General features: G+C 53.8%; 17 protein-coding genes. All 17 read right to left on the bottom strand.

What is annotated here, in order from left to right; genetic code table 11:
• Positions 1-69: 69 nt before the first annotated feature.
• Positions 70-774, bottom strand: a complete 705-nt coding sequence (locus NZD89_RS15000) for an alpha/beta fold hydrolase (protein WP_268003620.1) — start codon at positions 772-774, stop codon at positions 70-72.
• A 105-nt stretch (positions 775-879) separates the two neighbouring features.
• Complete coding sequence (locus tag NZD89_RS14995) at positions 880-1,701, bottom strand: hypothetical protein (protein WP_268003619.1); 822 nt, start codon at positions 1,699-1,701, stop codon at positions 880-882.
• 267 nt (positions 1,702-1,968) lie between these two features.
• Entirely contained in the window at positions 1,969-2,178 is a 210-nt protein-coding gene (locus NZD89_RS14990) for a hypothetical protein (protein WP_268003618.1), read from the bottom strand.
• A gap of 24 nt (positions 2,179-2,202) precedes the next feature.
• A complete protein-coding gene (locus NZD89_RS14985) occupies positions 2,203-3,534 on the bottom strand; it encodes an amidohydrolase family protein (protein ID WP_268003617.1) in 1,332 nt (443 codons plus the stop codon).
• The gene (locus tag NZD89_RS14980) at positions 3,518-4,810 is read right to left on the bottom strand and encodes a M20 family metallo-hydrolase (RefSeq protein WP_268003616.1); all 1,293 of its coding nucleotides are present in this window, start codon (positions 4,808-4,810) and stop codon (positions 3,518-3,520) included. The genes NZD89_RS14985 and NZD89_RS14980 overlap by 17 nt, the downstream gene beginning before the upstream one ends.
• Before the next feature lie 61 nt (positions 4,811-4,871).
• On the bottom strand, positions 4,872-6,122 hold the full coding sequence (gene hutI, locus NZD89_RS14975; protein ID WP_268008503.1) for an imidazolonepropionase: 1,251 nt from the start codon (positions 6,120-6,122) through the stop codon (positions 4,872-4,874).
• 65 nt (positions 6,123-6,187) lie between these two features.
• Complete coding sequence (gene hutU, locus NZD89_RS14970) at positions 6,188-7,849, bottom strand: urocanate hydratase (RefSeq protein WP_268003615.1); 1,662 nt, start codon at positions 7,847-7,849, stop codon at positions 6,188-6,190.
• A 407-nt stretch (positions 7,850-8,256) separates the two neighbouring features.
• Positions 8,257-8,745 (bottom strand): glutathione peroxidase, encoded by a 489-nt coding sequence (locus NZD89_RS14965; RefSeq protein WP_268003614.1) that lies wholly within the window; start codon positions 8,743-8,745, stop codon positions 8,257-8,259.
• Positions 8,742-8,963, bottom strand: a complete 222-nt coding sequence (locus NZD89_RS14960) for a cysteine-rich CWC family protein (RefSeq protein ID WP_268003613.1) — start codon at positions 8,961-8,963, stop codon at positions 8,742-8,744. Before NZD89_RS14960 ends, NZD89_RS14965 begins: the two co-directional genes overlap by 4 nt.
• 72 nt (positions 8,964-9,035) lie before the next feature.
• Positions 9,036-9,974: an aminoglycoside phosphotransferase family protein gene (locus tag NZD89_RS14955; protein WP_268003612.1), complete on the bottom strand. Its 939-nt coding sequence runs from the start codon at positions 9,972-9,974 to the stop codon at positions 9,036-9,038.
• 399 nt (positions 9,975-10,373) lie between these two features.
• Positions 10,374-10,451, bottom strand: a complete 78-nt coding sequence (locus NZD89_RS29625) for a putative holin-like toxin (RefSeq protein WP_368780979.1) — start codon at positions 10,449-10,451, stop codon at positions 10,374-10,376.
• A gap of 197 nt (positions 10,452-10,648) precedes the next feature.
• Entirely contained in the window at positions 10,649-11,047 is a 399-nt protein-coding gene (locus NZD89_RS14950; RefSeq protein WP_268003611.1) for a thioesterase family protein, read from the bottom strand.
• A 77-nt stretch (positions 11,048-11,124) separates the two neighbouring features.
• Positions 11,125-11,901 (bottom strand): enoyl-CoA hydratase-related protein, encoded by a 777-nt coding sequence (locus NZD89_RS14945; RefSeq protein WP_268003610.1) that lies wholly within the window; start codon positions 11,899-11,901, stop codon positions 11,125-11,127.
• A gap of 17 nt (positions 11,902-11,918) precedes the next feature.
• Entirely contained in the window at positions 11,919-12,227 is a 309-nt protein-coding gene (locus tag NZD89_RS14940) for an EthD family reductase (RefSeq protein WP_268003609.1), read from the bottom strand.
• A 101-nt stretch (positions 12,228-12,328) separates the two neighbouring features.
• Positions 12,329-12,829, bottom strand: coding sequence for a 1,2-phenylacetyl-CoA epoxidase subunit PaaD (gene paaD, locus NZD89_RS14935; protein WP_268003608.1), 501 nt, complete (start codon positions 12,827-12,829; stop codon positions 12,329-12,331).
• 32 nt (positions 12,830-12,861) lie between these two features.
• Positions 12,862-13,656, bottom strand: coding sequence for a 1,2-phenylacetyl-CoA epoxidase subunit PaaC (gene paaC / locus NZD89_RS14930; protein ID WP_268003607.1), 795 nt, complete (start codon positions 13,654-13,656; stop codon positions 12,862-12,864).
• A 44-nt stretch (positions 13,657-13,700) separates the two neighbouring features.
• Complete coding sequence (locus NZD89_RS14925) at positions 13,701-14,030, bottom strand: phenylacetic acid degradation protein (RefSeq protein ID WP_268003606.1); 330 nt, start codon at positions 14,028-14,030, stop codon at positions 13,701-13,703.
• Between the last annotated feature and the right edge of the window lie 35 nt (positions 14,031-14,065).

The raw sequence follows: 14,065 nt of genomic DNA, 5'->3' as shown, positions 1-14,065 counted from the left end.
TTCTATGTTCTCATTCACAGAGGTAAAGACGTCTGAGATAAAGTCCCCTTTAGCGACAAAACACAAACGTCATAGATTCCCTACTGGTGGTATATCACCCAAAAACCTGGTTATTGCGTCAACGAACTGGTCCGCTTTGAAAAACAAGAACATGTGGCCACCAGCGAATGTAATCAGTCTTGAGCCTCGAATTTTTGAGTGCATTTCTTCTGCAAACCTGCATGGAGCGAATGTATCTTTTTTCCCATGCACGATGAGCGTGGGTACATGTATCTCGTGCAATCTTTCGGTTGCGTCATAGTCGCGCGCTGCATCGCGTTGTCGTAGGGCACCATGATGTTGTTTCCCTAGCAGAGACGAGAGCCGAAGGAGCATATTCAGCCTACGACTCTTTAAATTTGACTCGATCCTACGTACATACGTGGAAACCAAAATTAGACTTTTAACCATATCGGGATGTACTAGTACCAGCTCTGTCGCGATACGTCCTCCCAAGGAGATGCCTACGACATGAGCTCGATAAATGCCAAGATGACTTAGGAGTTGAACGACATCCTCGGACATCATCGATATCGAATAGGGTATATCAGGCTTATCCGTTCGCCCTGAACCACGATTATCGAGCACAATGACCTTGAAGCGTTGCGAAAGCAGATGAACGATTTTTTTATAATCTGTAATGTCATTATTCAGTCCAGGGATCAGACATAGGGGTTCGCCGTTGCCATGAATTTCGTAGTAGATCTTAAGAGCATTGACCTCAACTGTGGGCATTGACATGAACCCCTTTGTTTTCATCCGCATTTGTTTACTACAATACCAAAAATTCATCTGTCGCTATTCTGCGCGTCATGACCATCGGTACAACACTTTTGGATTTTAAGGCTTTATTTGTCCGCTTGGATACACTCGGGTAGAGACGGCCATCTTTAGAGCCATCACACCACTGCCATAACAAAAATCCGAATATAGAGTGTTTCCGTACACCCACTCCACGGTTGTGTGTTCTCCATCTCCGGCTAGATTCTCGCCGAAAACACCGTAGGTTTCCGGAAGCAGCGCTGTGTTTAAGTACGCAACGTCCTCTTTCGCGAGTCGAACGTCTTCATCAATCGTTCCATCCCACACTTCGAACGTCCAGTCTCCTTCATGCCACAGAACCATTGGTAAATACGTTGTGGAGGCTGAGCTTGTGTATTCTGTTCCAACAATGCCGTTACGCAAGTCCACGCTTGACGTCGTGGCTTTCGGCGGTGCAATATACGCAGGTGCAATCGATTGTGCAGGACTCAAATACAAATCATTCTTGGCAGACATGGATTGCGGATATTGGACAGCCCCAAACGAACCGATGATCCGATCTGCGTATTGATACTGCGCGGTGTTAAATTGCGGGCTGTTCAGCGGGAGAGGTTGATCGGTTGCAAATAGATTTACAGAGTAACCGTTTTTACCGGTATCCGCGGATACCTGAGCACCGATATAAGGAGAATCTGGTGAAAATATTCGGTCCGTCGGTGCCATCAAGGGAGCCATCACTTTTTGCTTTTGTACATACTGCATAGCCAGACGAATTGTCGTTCCAAACTCAGCTCCTGTGGAGCGTTCGAATGAATTCGGTGCAGTGGGATGCGCCCCAGAAACAGTGTTCTGGGTACTGGTTACATCATTGCCAGACGTGAAGCTTGTTGAGTTGTTCACCTTCGTAATCGGACTCGTGCTACTATCGGTATTCCTTGTACGATTGGTTGTATTATTTGTCACAGTAGATTTTACTGCAGCGGTAGTATTGTTGTTTGTTGAACGGCTCGCTGACATGGTGGCATTACCACACCCTGCCAACGTCGATATACATATAAGTGCAATGCCAATGCCTATACCCCGACACTTATATCCAGTCATTGATTCACCTTCAGATTATGAAATGTTAAGCTGCCTCAACTTTTGACGGGGCTCAGATAAAATGTGTTACAGTCCCAGTTCCTCGCCGATTCCTGAATTTCTCAGTTTCGTGTGCATTGGAAAATAATAAATCGCAAAGGCAACTACTAGTCCGACGATCCACGCGATGTCCGCCCCATTCATCCGCTGAGCGATAAATCCAACATGATAAGTTGTATTCATGAACGGAAACTGCACCAATACTGCGATGACATAGGTCCGTCGTTCAATCGCCATCACCATGGCCCCCTTTGCGATCGTTCACCGCGCAATTGCTTGAAATCGCGCCTGTACTGCGGCAATCGCCTTTCGAACTCGCTCATTGGAGACGGTTTGCAACTCGCCGTCCCTGACGACGACGCGACCGCCTACGACGACACGCTTGACTGCCGTCGGTTGCATCGAGTACACCACGTGGGACAAGAGTAGCTCTGGTGAAGAAGGATGAAGAGAGAGATCGTCTAAATCGAGTGCGACAAAGTCGGCCCGGTAGCCAGGTTCAATTTTACCGATAGGCAACCGAAGGATTTCCCCTGCATGGCGCGTCCCCATCGCGTAGGTCTCTGTCGCCCTGATGCACGTTGCGTCGAGCGTCCGAACTTTTTGCAGCAAAGACGTCATCCGCATTTCTTCAAAGACATTAATTCGGTTATTGCTGCACGCGCCGTCCGTACCGAGGCAAATATTGACACCCGACTGAAGCAACTCCGGAATCTTCGTGATGCCATCCGCCAAAAACATGTTGCTGGATGGACAGTACGCAAGGGATGCCTTGCGTTGGCCGAGTAGTGCGATCTCGGCATCCGCGAGCCAGACGAGGTGGATGGCGATCATCGACTCGTCCAGCACCCCCAACTTGTCGAGGAAGTGGACGGGGCGGACGCCGTGATCGCGAATGATTTCTTCGACCTCGAACATCTCTTCAGCCACGTGAATGTGATACGGGGTTCCGAGTTCTTTCGCCAATCGATGGCCAGCTTGAATCATCTCTGGAGATGCGGCGTGCGGGCTGTGCGGCGCCGGATGAATAGCGATCATCTGATTGCCCTGATACTTGATTGCCAATTCGCGCGTGCGCCGGAGGGCGTCGTCAATGCGCTCCTGATACGATTGCGGTGCACCCGGCCAGTCGTACATCGTCCGCGCCATGACGAATCGAATGCCTAGATCCTTGGCCGCTTGAATGACCGCTTCGTCGTTCTGTGTTCCGCCGTCGTGGATATAGAAGAAATCGGCGACCGTGGTTACACCATTGAGCATCATTTCAGCAAAGGCGAATAGCGCACCGTTGTAAATCATCTCTGCGTCAAGGCAAGGGGAGTATCGATAGAGCGCCTCGTCTCGCCAAACTAAGAACGGTTCATCTGCAGCAATACCTCGAATCAAACTTTGAAACGAATGGTTGTGAGCATTCACCGTACCTGGCAGCAAGGCGTAACGGCTCCAGTCGACGCGCTCTGCGTCGGGATGGTTGGCGACCAGCTCTGCGACTGATCCCACTTCCACGATGTCGCCGTCGACGACGAGTACGCCCATGCCGCCTAAGAACTGACTGCCTATCTCGACATACCTAGGTTCAAACAGTTTCTTCATGTGCGATCTCTCCTCCCGACGTCAACTTGCTGTCCAACGCGATCGAAGCAGCAGCGAGTACATAGAACGCGTGCTCAATGTCTTCGATGCGCGATTCTTCTTCCTTGCAGTGACTCTTGCCGCCGATGCTCGGCACAAACACCATCCCCGCGCGCGTGAAGCTCGCGATGTGCGTCGCATCGTGCCCCGCCATGCTCGCCAAGTCCAGATACGGGATGGCGAAGTCCGCTGCGGCACTGTGGAGTACATCAACGACGTCTGCCGCCATCGGTTGCGGTTGCTGATCTAGAAGCAGTTGCCTTTGATACCGGACGCCGCGCCGCGCCGCAATTTCGTCAAACGCTTCGATACAAGCGTCGCGAAAGGAATACACCCTGGCCATGTCGCCACCGCGAATCTCCAGACTCCATTCGCACTCTCCCGGGATGATGTTCATCGCGTTCGGAATGACGTTTAATCGACCAATCGTCGCGATGATCTCGTCATCGTTCCACGCCGTTAGCATCCGTTCGACGGCAAGTAACATCTCGCTGCTTGCCAACAGTGCGTCGCGCCTGTCCTCCAGCCGTGTGGTTCCGGCGTGATTCGCTTCTCCCGTCGCTCGAATCGATTCTCGGTATATCCCGCAAATGCCAGTGACCAAGCCAATCGGGATATCTCTCGTCTCCAACCGTCGTCCCTGCTCAATGTGCAGTTCGAGAAACGCCGCGATGTCGTTCGCGGTTTTACGAACCGTCGCAAATGCCTGCAAGTCCCCACCCGCAGCATCCACGGCCTCGCGAAGCGGCCGCCCATTCCAGTCGGTTGCAGCAAGCAGCTTTTCGTGCGTCAGGCGCCCAGCGACAGAACGGCTGCCGAGCGTCGACAAGTCGAACGGATTCGGCTCTTCCGCCGTAAACGAGACAAACGCAAGGGGATGTTCGTTTGGATAGCCACTCTCTTGGAGAGACTGAATGACCTCGATGCCCATCAGGACGCCAAGTGGTCCGTCAAAGCGGCCTCCGTCTGGCACCGAGTCATGATGGGATCCGATCACGATTGCCCCCTGATCTATCCTCCCAGGCAATACACCCCAAATATTCCCGATCGCGTCGACAGAGACAGATAGCCCCACCTCTTCTGCCAGACGCATGAGCCATGCGCGGGCGGCCAAATCCGCATCACTGCCAAACGGGCGGTGAATTGCCCCATCCTTGGTTTGACCGATCTCGGAAAACGAAGCAAATCGCCGCATAAACCGCTCAGTCTGAAACGCGGGTACTCTTCTCTGTCCCAACCCGTTCACTCCCCATCTCGCGCCATGTCACGGTAAGACCCGATTGTGCCGCTTCGCGAATTCACAGAATGCGCCGTCCCTTCACAAGGACTTGGCGCACATGCGAAATGCCGAAGTGCGTGAGGACGTATTCCGGATTTAGAGCCGCATAGATCACGATATCCGCGCTGCGTCCGGGCCGAATGACACCTGCGACACGTTCTCGTGCAAGCGCGCAAGCCGCGTTGCGCGTCGCCGCCATAAACACTTCTTCTGGCGTCATTTTCAATGTCAGGAGCGCGAGGCTCATCGTCAATCCAAAGTTCTCAGACGGACACGAACCCGGGTTGTAATCACTTGCGATAGCGACGCCAAGCTGTGCTTCGTCCATCATAAAGCGCGCGCGTGCCGCCGGTTTTTGAAGGTAGAACGAAGTGCCCGGCAGGCAGACCGCCATCACGCCCGCCTCTGCCATGCTTACCAACCCTTCATCCGTCGACGCGAGCAGATGGTCAGCTGAGGTGGCGCCCAGTTCCGCGGCGAGTTGCGCCCCGCCAATCGGCACCATTTCGTCCGCGTGAATTTTCGTTTTCATTCCAAGCGCTTTGGCCGCCCCTAGAATATGTCTTCCCTCCTCGACCGAAAAGACGCCCTCTTCCACGAACACATCCGCAAATTCCGCGCCTGCCGCGTGCAAGTGCGGCAACATCGCGACCAACTCATCGATGTACGCTTCGCGACCAGCAGGCAGTTCTTTCGGAACTGCATGCGCTGGCATCGCCGTATGAACCATGTTCACGCCAGATAACTCGGCCAAGCGCTCTGCGACGTGCAGTTGTTTCAACTCCACCGCCAAACACGAGCTATACCCCGTCTTCGCCTCCAACGTCGTGACGCCAAATCGTTGCATCCGATCCAAACTCGTCTTTGCTTGCGCGAGCAGAGCTTCTTCCGAATACGCCGTCGTTTCCCGAACCGTGCTCAGAATGCCGCCGCCCTGGCGCAGGATGTCGAGATAGGACGCGCCCGCCATACGAAGCGGCAGTTCTTTTTCTCGCGATCCGCCGTGGACAAGGTGCGTATGCGGGTCCACCAACCCGGGCGCGACGAATCCCCCTTCTGCGTCGATGAACTCCGTCTGTGCGTCGGCCATGTCGCAGATAACCTTCTGCGGCCCCACCTCGACAATGGCACCCGCTTCGTCGATCGCGATGGCCGCGTCCTGCATCGCGCCGACCATCCGCATCGCTTCTGCGCCACAGCGCGGGCCGTCCGAATGTGTTTCGTCGTCCATCGTCCACAACAAACCGATGCGATGAATAACTTGTTTCACACGTGTCAAATCGTTCACCCCGTCTTCTTGGTTGAAATCGATGGAAATCTATCATCGGACGAACGTCATTCCCCCATCGGGATGCGAATGCCACGCTCCTTCGCGACTTCAATCGCTTTGTCGTAGCCCGCGTCGACGTGACGAATCACGCCCATGCCAGGGTCTGTCGTCAATACGCGCGCCAGTTTGCGTTTTGCCCTATCCGATCCGTCCGCGACCACGACCATCCCTGCGTGTAGCGAGTATCCCATGCCGACGCCGCCGCCATGATGAACCGAAATCCACGATCCGCCAGCCGCCGTATTCACCAACGCATTGAGAATCGGCCAATCCGCCACCGCGTCGCTGCCGTCTTTCATCGATTCGGTTTCGCGGTTCGGAGACGCGACCGAGCCTGCATCGAGATGGTCTCGTCCGATGACAATCGGCGCGCTGAGTTCGCCACGGCGGACCAACTCATTCATCGCGAGACCCAGTTTTGCTCGTTCACCATAGCCGAGCCAGCAAATGCGAGCTGGTAGTCCTTGAAATGCGATGTCTGCTTGTGCCTTCTGAATCCAGGTCTTCAGGTGCTCATCATCCGGAAACATTTCTAACACGAGCTCGTCGGTACGATGAATATCCGCCGGATCGCCCGACAGTGCCGCCCAACGGAACGGCCCTTTGCCTTCACAGAAGAGCGGGCGGATGTAAGCAGGTACGAAGCCAGGGAACGCAAACGCGTCGGTAAGTCCCTCGTTGAACGCGACCTGACGAATGTTGTTGCCATAGTCGAAGACCACAGCCCCCTTCGCCTTCATTTCCAACATCAACTCGACGTGCCGCCGCATGCTCTGTTTCGACTTCGTGACATATTCGTCCGGATTACTTTGGCGAAGGGCGACACCTTGCAGGGGGGTCATGCCTTGCGGGAGATACCCGTTGAGCGGATCGTGTGCCGACGTTTGATCGGTCACAAAATCCGGAATCATCCCAGCTTCGAGCAGCCACTCAAACACGTCGATGGCGTTTGCGTGAATGCCGATAGACAGTGCCTGCTTATTTGCGACAGCCTCGCGGACCCACGCCATCGCCTCATCCATGCTCGCCGTTTGTCTATCGAGATAGCGCGTTTGAAGGCGGCGGTTGATCCGCGTGTCGTCCACTTCTGCGACCAAAGCCACGCCGCCGTTCATCGTGATGGCTAGGGGTTGTGCTCCCCCCATGCCGCCGAGCCCGGCTGTCAACGTCCACGTCCCAGCTAGCGTCCCACCAGTATGTTGACGTGCCGCTTCGGCGAACGTCTCGTACGTACCCTGGAGAATCCCTTGCGACCCAATATAGATCCAACTGCCCGCCGTCATTTGGCCGTACATCATCAGACCCTTTTTGTCGAGTGCGTGGAAGTGCTCCCAGTTGGCCCACGCCGGTACCAGGTTCGAATTCGCCAAGAGCACCCGCGGCGCATCTTCGTGCGTCTTGAAGATTCCGACAGGCTTACCCGACTGAATCAACAGCGTTTCGTCGTTTTGAAGCTCCTTTAGCGATCTGACAATCGCGTCAAACGCGGGCCAGTTGCGGGCCGCTTTGCCGATGCCGCCGTAGACGACCAAATCTTGCGGCCGCTCTGCAACTTCCGGGTCCAGATTGTTCATCAACATGCGAAGTGCCGCTTCTTGCTCCCAACCTTTGCAGGACAAGTCAGTGCCGCGCGGCGCACGAATCGCTGTGCGAATTTCAACTGGCATGGAAAGTTCCTCCCCTGAATCAAGCCTCGTTCTGCTGGTCTAACCTGTCGATGTTCACCGCCTAGATGTCTGTAGGTGCTAGGTGTGGCCCTGAGCCGCACGATCCGGCTCATGCTCCGATCGCTGATTCAACGATATGATGCAGAGCGATTTATAAGACGCCCCAAGGCTTCCATTAAACCGGCACAAGTGGAGATGTTGAGGGAGATTTGCTTTTGCGCTATCCGAAAAAGAAGGCATAAAAGCCGGCTTCTTTTTAAGCCGGCGGGGTACGCATGGATCCATAACCGTTTAGGAAGGTACCTAAACGAACTTGCTCTTTCGTTCTATAGGGGTTTGATTGGTACCCTTGGTTGAATGGACGCCCCCCAGTTTCGGAACGAACTGAAAGGGGCAATTGAGGGCGCTCAAGAGTGAATGCCAATTAAGTTTTCGATGTCATCTGCAATGGAATCCGGAGTAGTTTGTGGTGCATATCGCTTAACGATCTCGCCGTTCTGATCAACAAGAAACTTGGTGAAGTTCCACTTGATAGATTCCGAGTTCAATATTCCTGGTACGGCTCGTTTGAGATATTTGAACAATGGGTGTGCCTCGTCCCCGTTTACATCTACCTTTCCAAATACGGGGAATGTCACATCGTATGTCAGTTTGCAAAAATCCTGAATCTCCTGATTCGTACCTGGTTCCTGATGCCCGAACTGGTTACAGGGGAAGGCAAGTACCGTAAATCCTCTTTCAGAAAACCTTACTTGTAACTCCTGCAATCCTTTATATTGTGGAGTGAACCCACATTTGCTTGCCGTGTTCACGATGAGTATAACCTGTCCTTGATAAGCGCGTAGCGCTGTCTCATTTCCGTCTGCTGTGGCTACAGTAAAATCGTAAACACTCATTTCAAATTGCCCCTTTTCAATGACATGCTGTTGATCGACTGTTTAAATTTATCGAGGCAGTTTTGACAGATACATGATTTCTCGGATTGGTTCAATGGACGTTTCTCAAAAATCTCCTTAGGAAAGACCTCTTTGTCGCACCAACATGTACCGTGCGGTTTACCCGCAACATTGCCACAGTGATTATCCATACCGCACAGCGGACATACGTTGGACATTTTTACACCTACTTACATCGTACTAAAGTCTGGTCTTAACCCTTTGCAGACGGGATCAGGGCAAGTCTGATATCAGTCTGTCACGTCAGTCGAGTCTAGATATCTGGCGAACCGCTCCGCAATTTCAACGCCTTTGTGCCAGTCGGGTCTCCCGTCCTCAATGGACCAACAAGCGTCAAGTACCCCTCGAGCGATTCCCCACATCGCGATGCGACGGGCACTCAACTCAAGAGTATCCGAGATGATACGTATTCGGCTTGTCAACACAGTGTAAGCATCCCCGTCTTTATCCACGTAGTTGAGCAAGTATTGAATCGTGTCAAAGTGCCGGTCTCCAACGATACCCTTTGGGTCGATCACGACCCAAAGGCCGCCCTTTTGCTGCAAGATATTGTCGTGGTGTAAATCTCCGTGTAGAAGTACGCGTTCATGTGTGGAGGAGATCAAATCAGCTAAACATTCCTTGGCGAGTTCGACCCAATATGCCGGTAAAGGCCCGACTTTGTCATCACAAAGTCGCTGGCGATATCGATCGATCCCCGAAAAGTGCTCCTCCATCGATACGTAAGGCATTGACACATCAGGTGCACACGAAGGCGTGCAATGAATATTGCGAAATACACTGCAGAAAATCTCCGTGGCCAGGCCATCATCCTCGATGGTCGACAGCGGCGTTCCAGGATTTGCCCGTTCTAGCACGACGGCACCCAAGCAGTCATCCGCGTCAAGCACCTGAATGCCTCCACGTCCAGAGAAGGCATTCAACGCATTCCTTTCTCGATAAAACTCCTCTTTTCGCACCGCAATTTTAAGCACCACGGGCGTGTCATCGTACCGTGAAGCTCGGAGGACGAGGTTCCACGACAAATTTAAAAATGGGGCTTCCAGTCTGAGACCAAACCGGCTCTCACATCTATGCAACAAGTTGGGCAGGTCTCGCAACCATTCCTCTCCTTGCCGACCATATAACTCTTGCACACGTCTGGCGAATTCGATAGGCAAAAGCTCCATCCATACCCCCCTCCCATTCCATCAGACTTTTCGATAGGTGCAGAGCCGTCGCGCGATTAGCCATCTCGGCTGGGTGGTGTGGAAATTGTATCGGATTGAGTATCGATAGTCGCCATCGAATCCGTAAAGCGGTCGCGTTGGCGTCCCTGTGTAATCCGTACCTCGTTGCATCAATAAATGGTGATTGGTTATAATATGGATAACTGATCATGAACTTTCACGTTTGAAGCACTGTCATCATAAAGTGGGCCGCACAGTGCTGGTAACACCGTGCGACCCAATTATGTATCAGACAGGTGCCCTTCAAGGGGGCTGCTTCTCGGGGGAATAGACCGCGACCTTTGGTGGAGGGCGGTCTATTTTATTTTATCGCCAACAGGTGAAGCGCGTTTGCGCCCTTCATTTCCTTCTATTCACTGACAGCACAGCTACGACGAGCGTAGCAAAGCTGATCATGAGCGTTAGGGTCTGAAACACTGTCAACAGGCCTCACCTCCCCTCCTCGGAGGTGAAGCAGCCCCCATGAAAGCTCGACTGTCGATACAAAACTAGTATATCATTTCTAGGCTCTCACTTTGAAAATTCCATCCGTTTGAGTTCAAGTTGACGAAACATATGTTATGTTAAATTCCATTCTAGACAGCGAGAGACTCGCCTTAGGTCAGCAGTGACCGTCACGACGATTTCATCGAGTGGATCCGCTCGTCGATTCGACGCTTTTCCAGGATGTATTGTACGAGTTGGCCTTCGCCGACGCGCGCCCGATCATGCTCGCCCCAGACGTCGCACACCACCTTGTGATCCGATACTTCAACGACCACAGCTGTGAATCGCACTCGTTTTCCGCTCGGTGCTGGCGCCAGATGATGGACAGCTATACCACCGCCAATGCCCTCCTCCCCGTCTTCCAAAAATGGAAGGATGACGAGGCGTCCGACCCACTCCATGTAGTAGACCATGGAGACAGTCGACATGGTTTCATGGACAACCTGCCCTGCAAACTCTGGAAACATCTCGTTTGTGACGGTGATCTCCACCGTTTCTTGATGGCCGACTCGGAGACCAGGTCGCATTCGTTTCTCCCTCCGTCCTCGGGACCCCCGTCAATCGAGTTTCGTGGCGTGCCCGACTGTGTTCACCGTAAACCTCGTCACATGCCACGAAACGTAGGTCGGCGCTTCTCTAGAAAGGCTGCGATGCCCTCTTGGTGGTCTGCCGTCTGACTGGCCAACTGTTGGATGTGCGCTTCGCGGTCGAGGGAGTCGGAGAGCGAAGATTCAAGCCCGTCGTAGAACGCGCGTTTCATCAATCCGATGGCACGAGTTGGCAAGCTCGCGAGTCTTTGCGCTATTTCAAATGCCTCAGCCAAAAGTGTGTCTCGCGGCACCACACGATTGATGAGACCGATTGTTTCTGCTTCGTTTGCATCGAGTTTATCGCCAAACATTGCGAGTTCCATAGCTCGAGCGAGTCCGACGTGTCGGGGCAGAAGCCATGTACAACCAGAGTCGGGCACAAGGCCGATGTGGACGAACGCTTGCACGAAGCTTGCGTCATCCGCCGCTACCTTATAGTCGCAAGCGAGTGCAAGGGCGACCCCAGCACCGGCGGCGACGCCGTTCACAGCGGCGATAACCGGTTTTTCTAGGTGTGTGAGAGAGCGGATGACACGGTTATAGCCTCGTTTCAACGCCTCTTCATAATCGATAGGGCCTTGCTTTGTCACGCCTAAATCCTGACCGGCGCAAAACGCTCGACCGCTGCCAGTCAAGACGACGGCGCGTACCGCGTCGTCCTGGTCCAGCGCTTCGAGGACGTCGACGAGTTCGCGATGCATCGTGCTCGTGCATGCGTTCAGTTTGTTCGGGCGGTTGAGCGTGACGATACCGATACTTTGACTGCGTTCTAGCAGGATGGTTTCGTACATCGTATCAACTCCCGACATCAGGTCTCGATGACGCTGCCAATCATCATGGAGACCAGCTTGCCAGCGAACCCCATAAGATCTTTTGCAGCCGCTTTCCCGCCCGGGGAACTCATCGAAGTTTTGAGCGCAGCCTCATCGTCGAAGTACATCTCTGCCATCAGGTAGTAGTCGGACTCGGTGCCCATCGGTGTTCCGAGCATTTTGGTGACCTCGATGTTGCGCAATCCTGGCATGTTTTTCGCCAGAGGCGTGTGGATGTTGACGTAGTGATGGTCAAACGCCGCCTTGTCCTCAGGCTGGCGATACAACGCGATGAGTTTTACCATGTGGGCGTTCCTCCTCAATCTAATCAGCCTTACTAATCAGCCTTAGCGTCCGTTTTCATTGCGACTGGAAAGGGTAGCTACCGCTTCACCACCCATCTACGCTAAACCGCTTTCATCCCCTCGAACGGTTGTTGACAGGACGTACAGTAAAAGAGTGATCGACATGCAGTTGGACCAAACAGGTTCTCAATCCTCGTATCCGACGCCCCACAGTACGGACAGGGTGGAGGTACGAGGCACCTTGGCTCTCTTCGCACGGGTGGCGCGATGCCAAACGCGCGAAGTTTCTCAATGCCAACTGAGGTAATACGCTGTGACGTCCACGGCTGCGTCATCACGAATGAGACGTTCACTCGCTTTGCGTGGAACTGGGCAGTCAGTCGTTCGATAACTTTGCCGCGGATCAGCTCGAGTGCCGGGCAGCCGACGAACGTCGGAAGCAGTTCGACGGAAATCACGTCCTCCTCTGCCGTCACGCGATGGACCATGCCGAGCTCTCGAATGCTCACCGCGGGTATTTCCGGATCTGACACGCCGTCCAACGCGAGGAGGACGGCCTGACACAAAGGTTCTCCCGCGTGTCCTTGATCATCGGAATTCATCCAAAACACCCCCCAGGTCCCCCTTAGGCACCCTACCAGTTTGTCTGCGGATAAGTCAGATACACTTCTCCCATGTCAGCTAAAAGCGTTTGCAGGTGGATGGTGTGCTGCCCAACGCGACCGCGCTCGGCTGGAAGCTGCGGAGAACCCGGCCACTGCAGCTGCAATTCTGTAAAGACCTGTGTGACTTCTCGTTCCCAAGCCGCGTACAACTCAGGTTCGTCCATGGTGATGATACCTTCGCGGACTAAGATTTCGCGGTGTTCACCGAGTGTAAAAAGATCCGCTACATCCTTCCAGACAAGTGCCAACGCGCACTCGATGCGGCTTCGTGCCACACCCCCGTTCATAGCGAGTCTTCGAAACCATGTACCCATGTGCAACAGGTGGTAGTACTCTTCGCGCAGCATCTTGTTTGCACCTTGGGCAACGGGCTCGTATGCAGATGCTACAAGCGCTTTTAAACGTACCGACTCAAACAGGTCATATAGATAGTGGCGTATGATGGTCGTCGCCCAGTCCCCGTTTTGTTGCTCTGTGAGCACGGCGTTGCGGCGTTCCGTTACAGTCCGGACGAACGCCAGGTCGTCGGCACGGCCCTCGCCCAGGGCTTCGAGTAAGCCGTAGAAATACGTCGCGTGTCCGATCTCGTCCTGTGCCATCGAGGCAAATGCCACATCTTCTTCGATGTCCGGTGCGACACCTAACCACTCCGAGTTGCGGTGCCCCACCACCAGCTCATCATCCGCGAGCTGGTAGAGGAAATCGACCAGTGCAGTGCGCAGTTGCGGTGGGATGGACGATGGACAGGCATCTGTGTTCTTCATTGCGCTCACCTCCCCGAACCATAATCTCCGACCGCCACGTCCCATCAGCCCTGGTCTCGCTGCGCGCGCCTCTCCTTGAACGCCTTCCACCGCCGCGCATTGTCCGAATACCCTGTGACTTCTCGATAGCTTCGAGTGAACTCGCGCGCGAAGAACGCATGGTCTTCTGAAGGGGTTTGGTGGATATCGGACTGGCGTACGACCCAAATGTTCACTGCGGTGTCCCGGCGCAAAAAGTTTTCTCTGGCCAGTTGCAAGGCCAACTCAGGAGAGGGCGCGAGAACGCTTCCGACATGCACATGATAGTCGAGTTTCGACTTCTGGATAAATACTTCGTAGGGTACATAGCAATGGCGTGTATCGTCTTCTGTCACGACTGCTCCCCCCTGTCGCGCCTGGCTGCTCCGTC

The organism is Alicyclobacillus fastidiosus (genome assembly GCF_026651875.1).
Classification (GTDB): domain Bacteria; phylum Bacillota; class Bacilli; order Alicyclobacillales; family Alicyclobacillaceae; genus Alicyclobacillus; species Alicyclobacillus fastidiosus.
The sequence above is the reverse complement of the archived record's forward strand: the minus strand, read 5'-3'. Positions and strand labels throughout refer to the sequence as shown.

What these genes read in the sequence shown, in the direction of transcription:
- paaD (WP_268003608.1), bottom strand. Translation starts at nt 12,829, where the DNA reads ATGAATTCCGATGATCAAGGACACGCGGGAGAACCTTTGTGTCAGGCC.
- NZD89_RS14940 (WP_268003609.1), bottom strand. Translation starts at nt 12,227, where the DNA reads ATGGTAAAACTCATCGCGTTGTATCGCCAGCCTGAGGACAAGGCGGCG.
- NZD89_RS14950 (WP_268003611.1), bottom strand. Translation starts at nt 11,047, where the DNA reads ATGCGACCTGGTCTCCGAGTCGGCCATCAAGAAACGGTGGAGATCACC.
- paaC (WP_268003607.1), bottom strand. Translation starts at nt 13,656, where the DNA reads ATGAAGAACACAGATGCCTGTCCATCGTCCATCCCACCGCAACTGCGC.
- NZD89_RS14945 (WP_268003610.1), bottom strand. Translation starts at nt 11,901, where the DNA reads ATGTACGAAACCATCCTGCTAGAACGCAGTCAAAGTATCGGTATCGTC.
- NZD89_RS14985 (WP_268003617.1), bottom strand. Translation starts at nt 3,534, where the DNA reads ATGAAGAAACTGTTTGAACCTAGGTATGTCGAGATAGGCAGTCAGTTC.
- hutU (WP_268003615.1), bottom strand. Translation starts at nt 7,849, where the DNA reads ATGCCAGTTGAAATTCGCACAGCGATTCGTGCGCCGCGCGGCACTGAC.
- NZD89_RS14960 (WP_268003613.1), bottom strand. Translation starts at nt 8,963, where the DNA reads ATGTCCAACGTATGTCCGCTGTGCGGTATGGATAATCACTGTGGCAAT.
- NZD89_RS14965 (WP_268003614.1), bottom strand. Translation starts at nt 8,745, where the DNA reads ATGAGTGTTTACGATTTTACTGTAGCCACAGCAGACGGAAATGAGACA.
- NZD89_RS15000 (WP_268003620.1), bottom strand. Translation starts at nt 774, where the DNA reads ATGCCCACAGTTGAGGTCAATGCTCTTAAGATCTACTACGAAATTCAT.
- NZD89_RS14990 (WP_268003618.1), bottom strand. Translation starts at nt 2,178, where the DNA reads ATGGCGATTGAACGACGGACCTATGTCATCGCAGTATTGGTGCAGTTT.
- NZD89_RS14955 (WP_268003612.1), bottom strand. Translation starts at nt 9,974, where the DNA reads ATGGAGCTTTTGCCTATCGAATTCGCCAGACGTGTGCAAGAGTTATAT.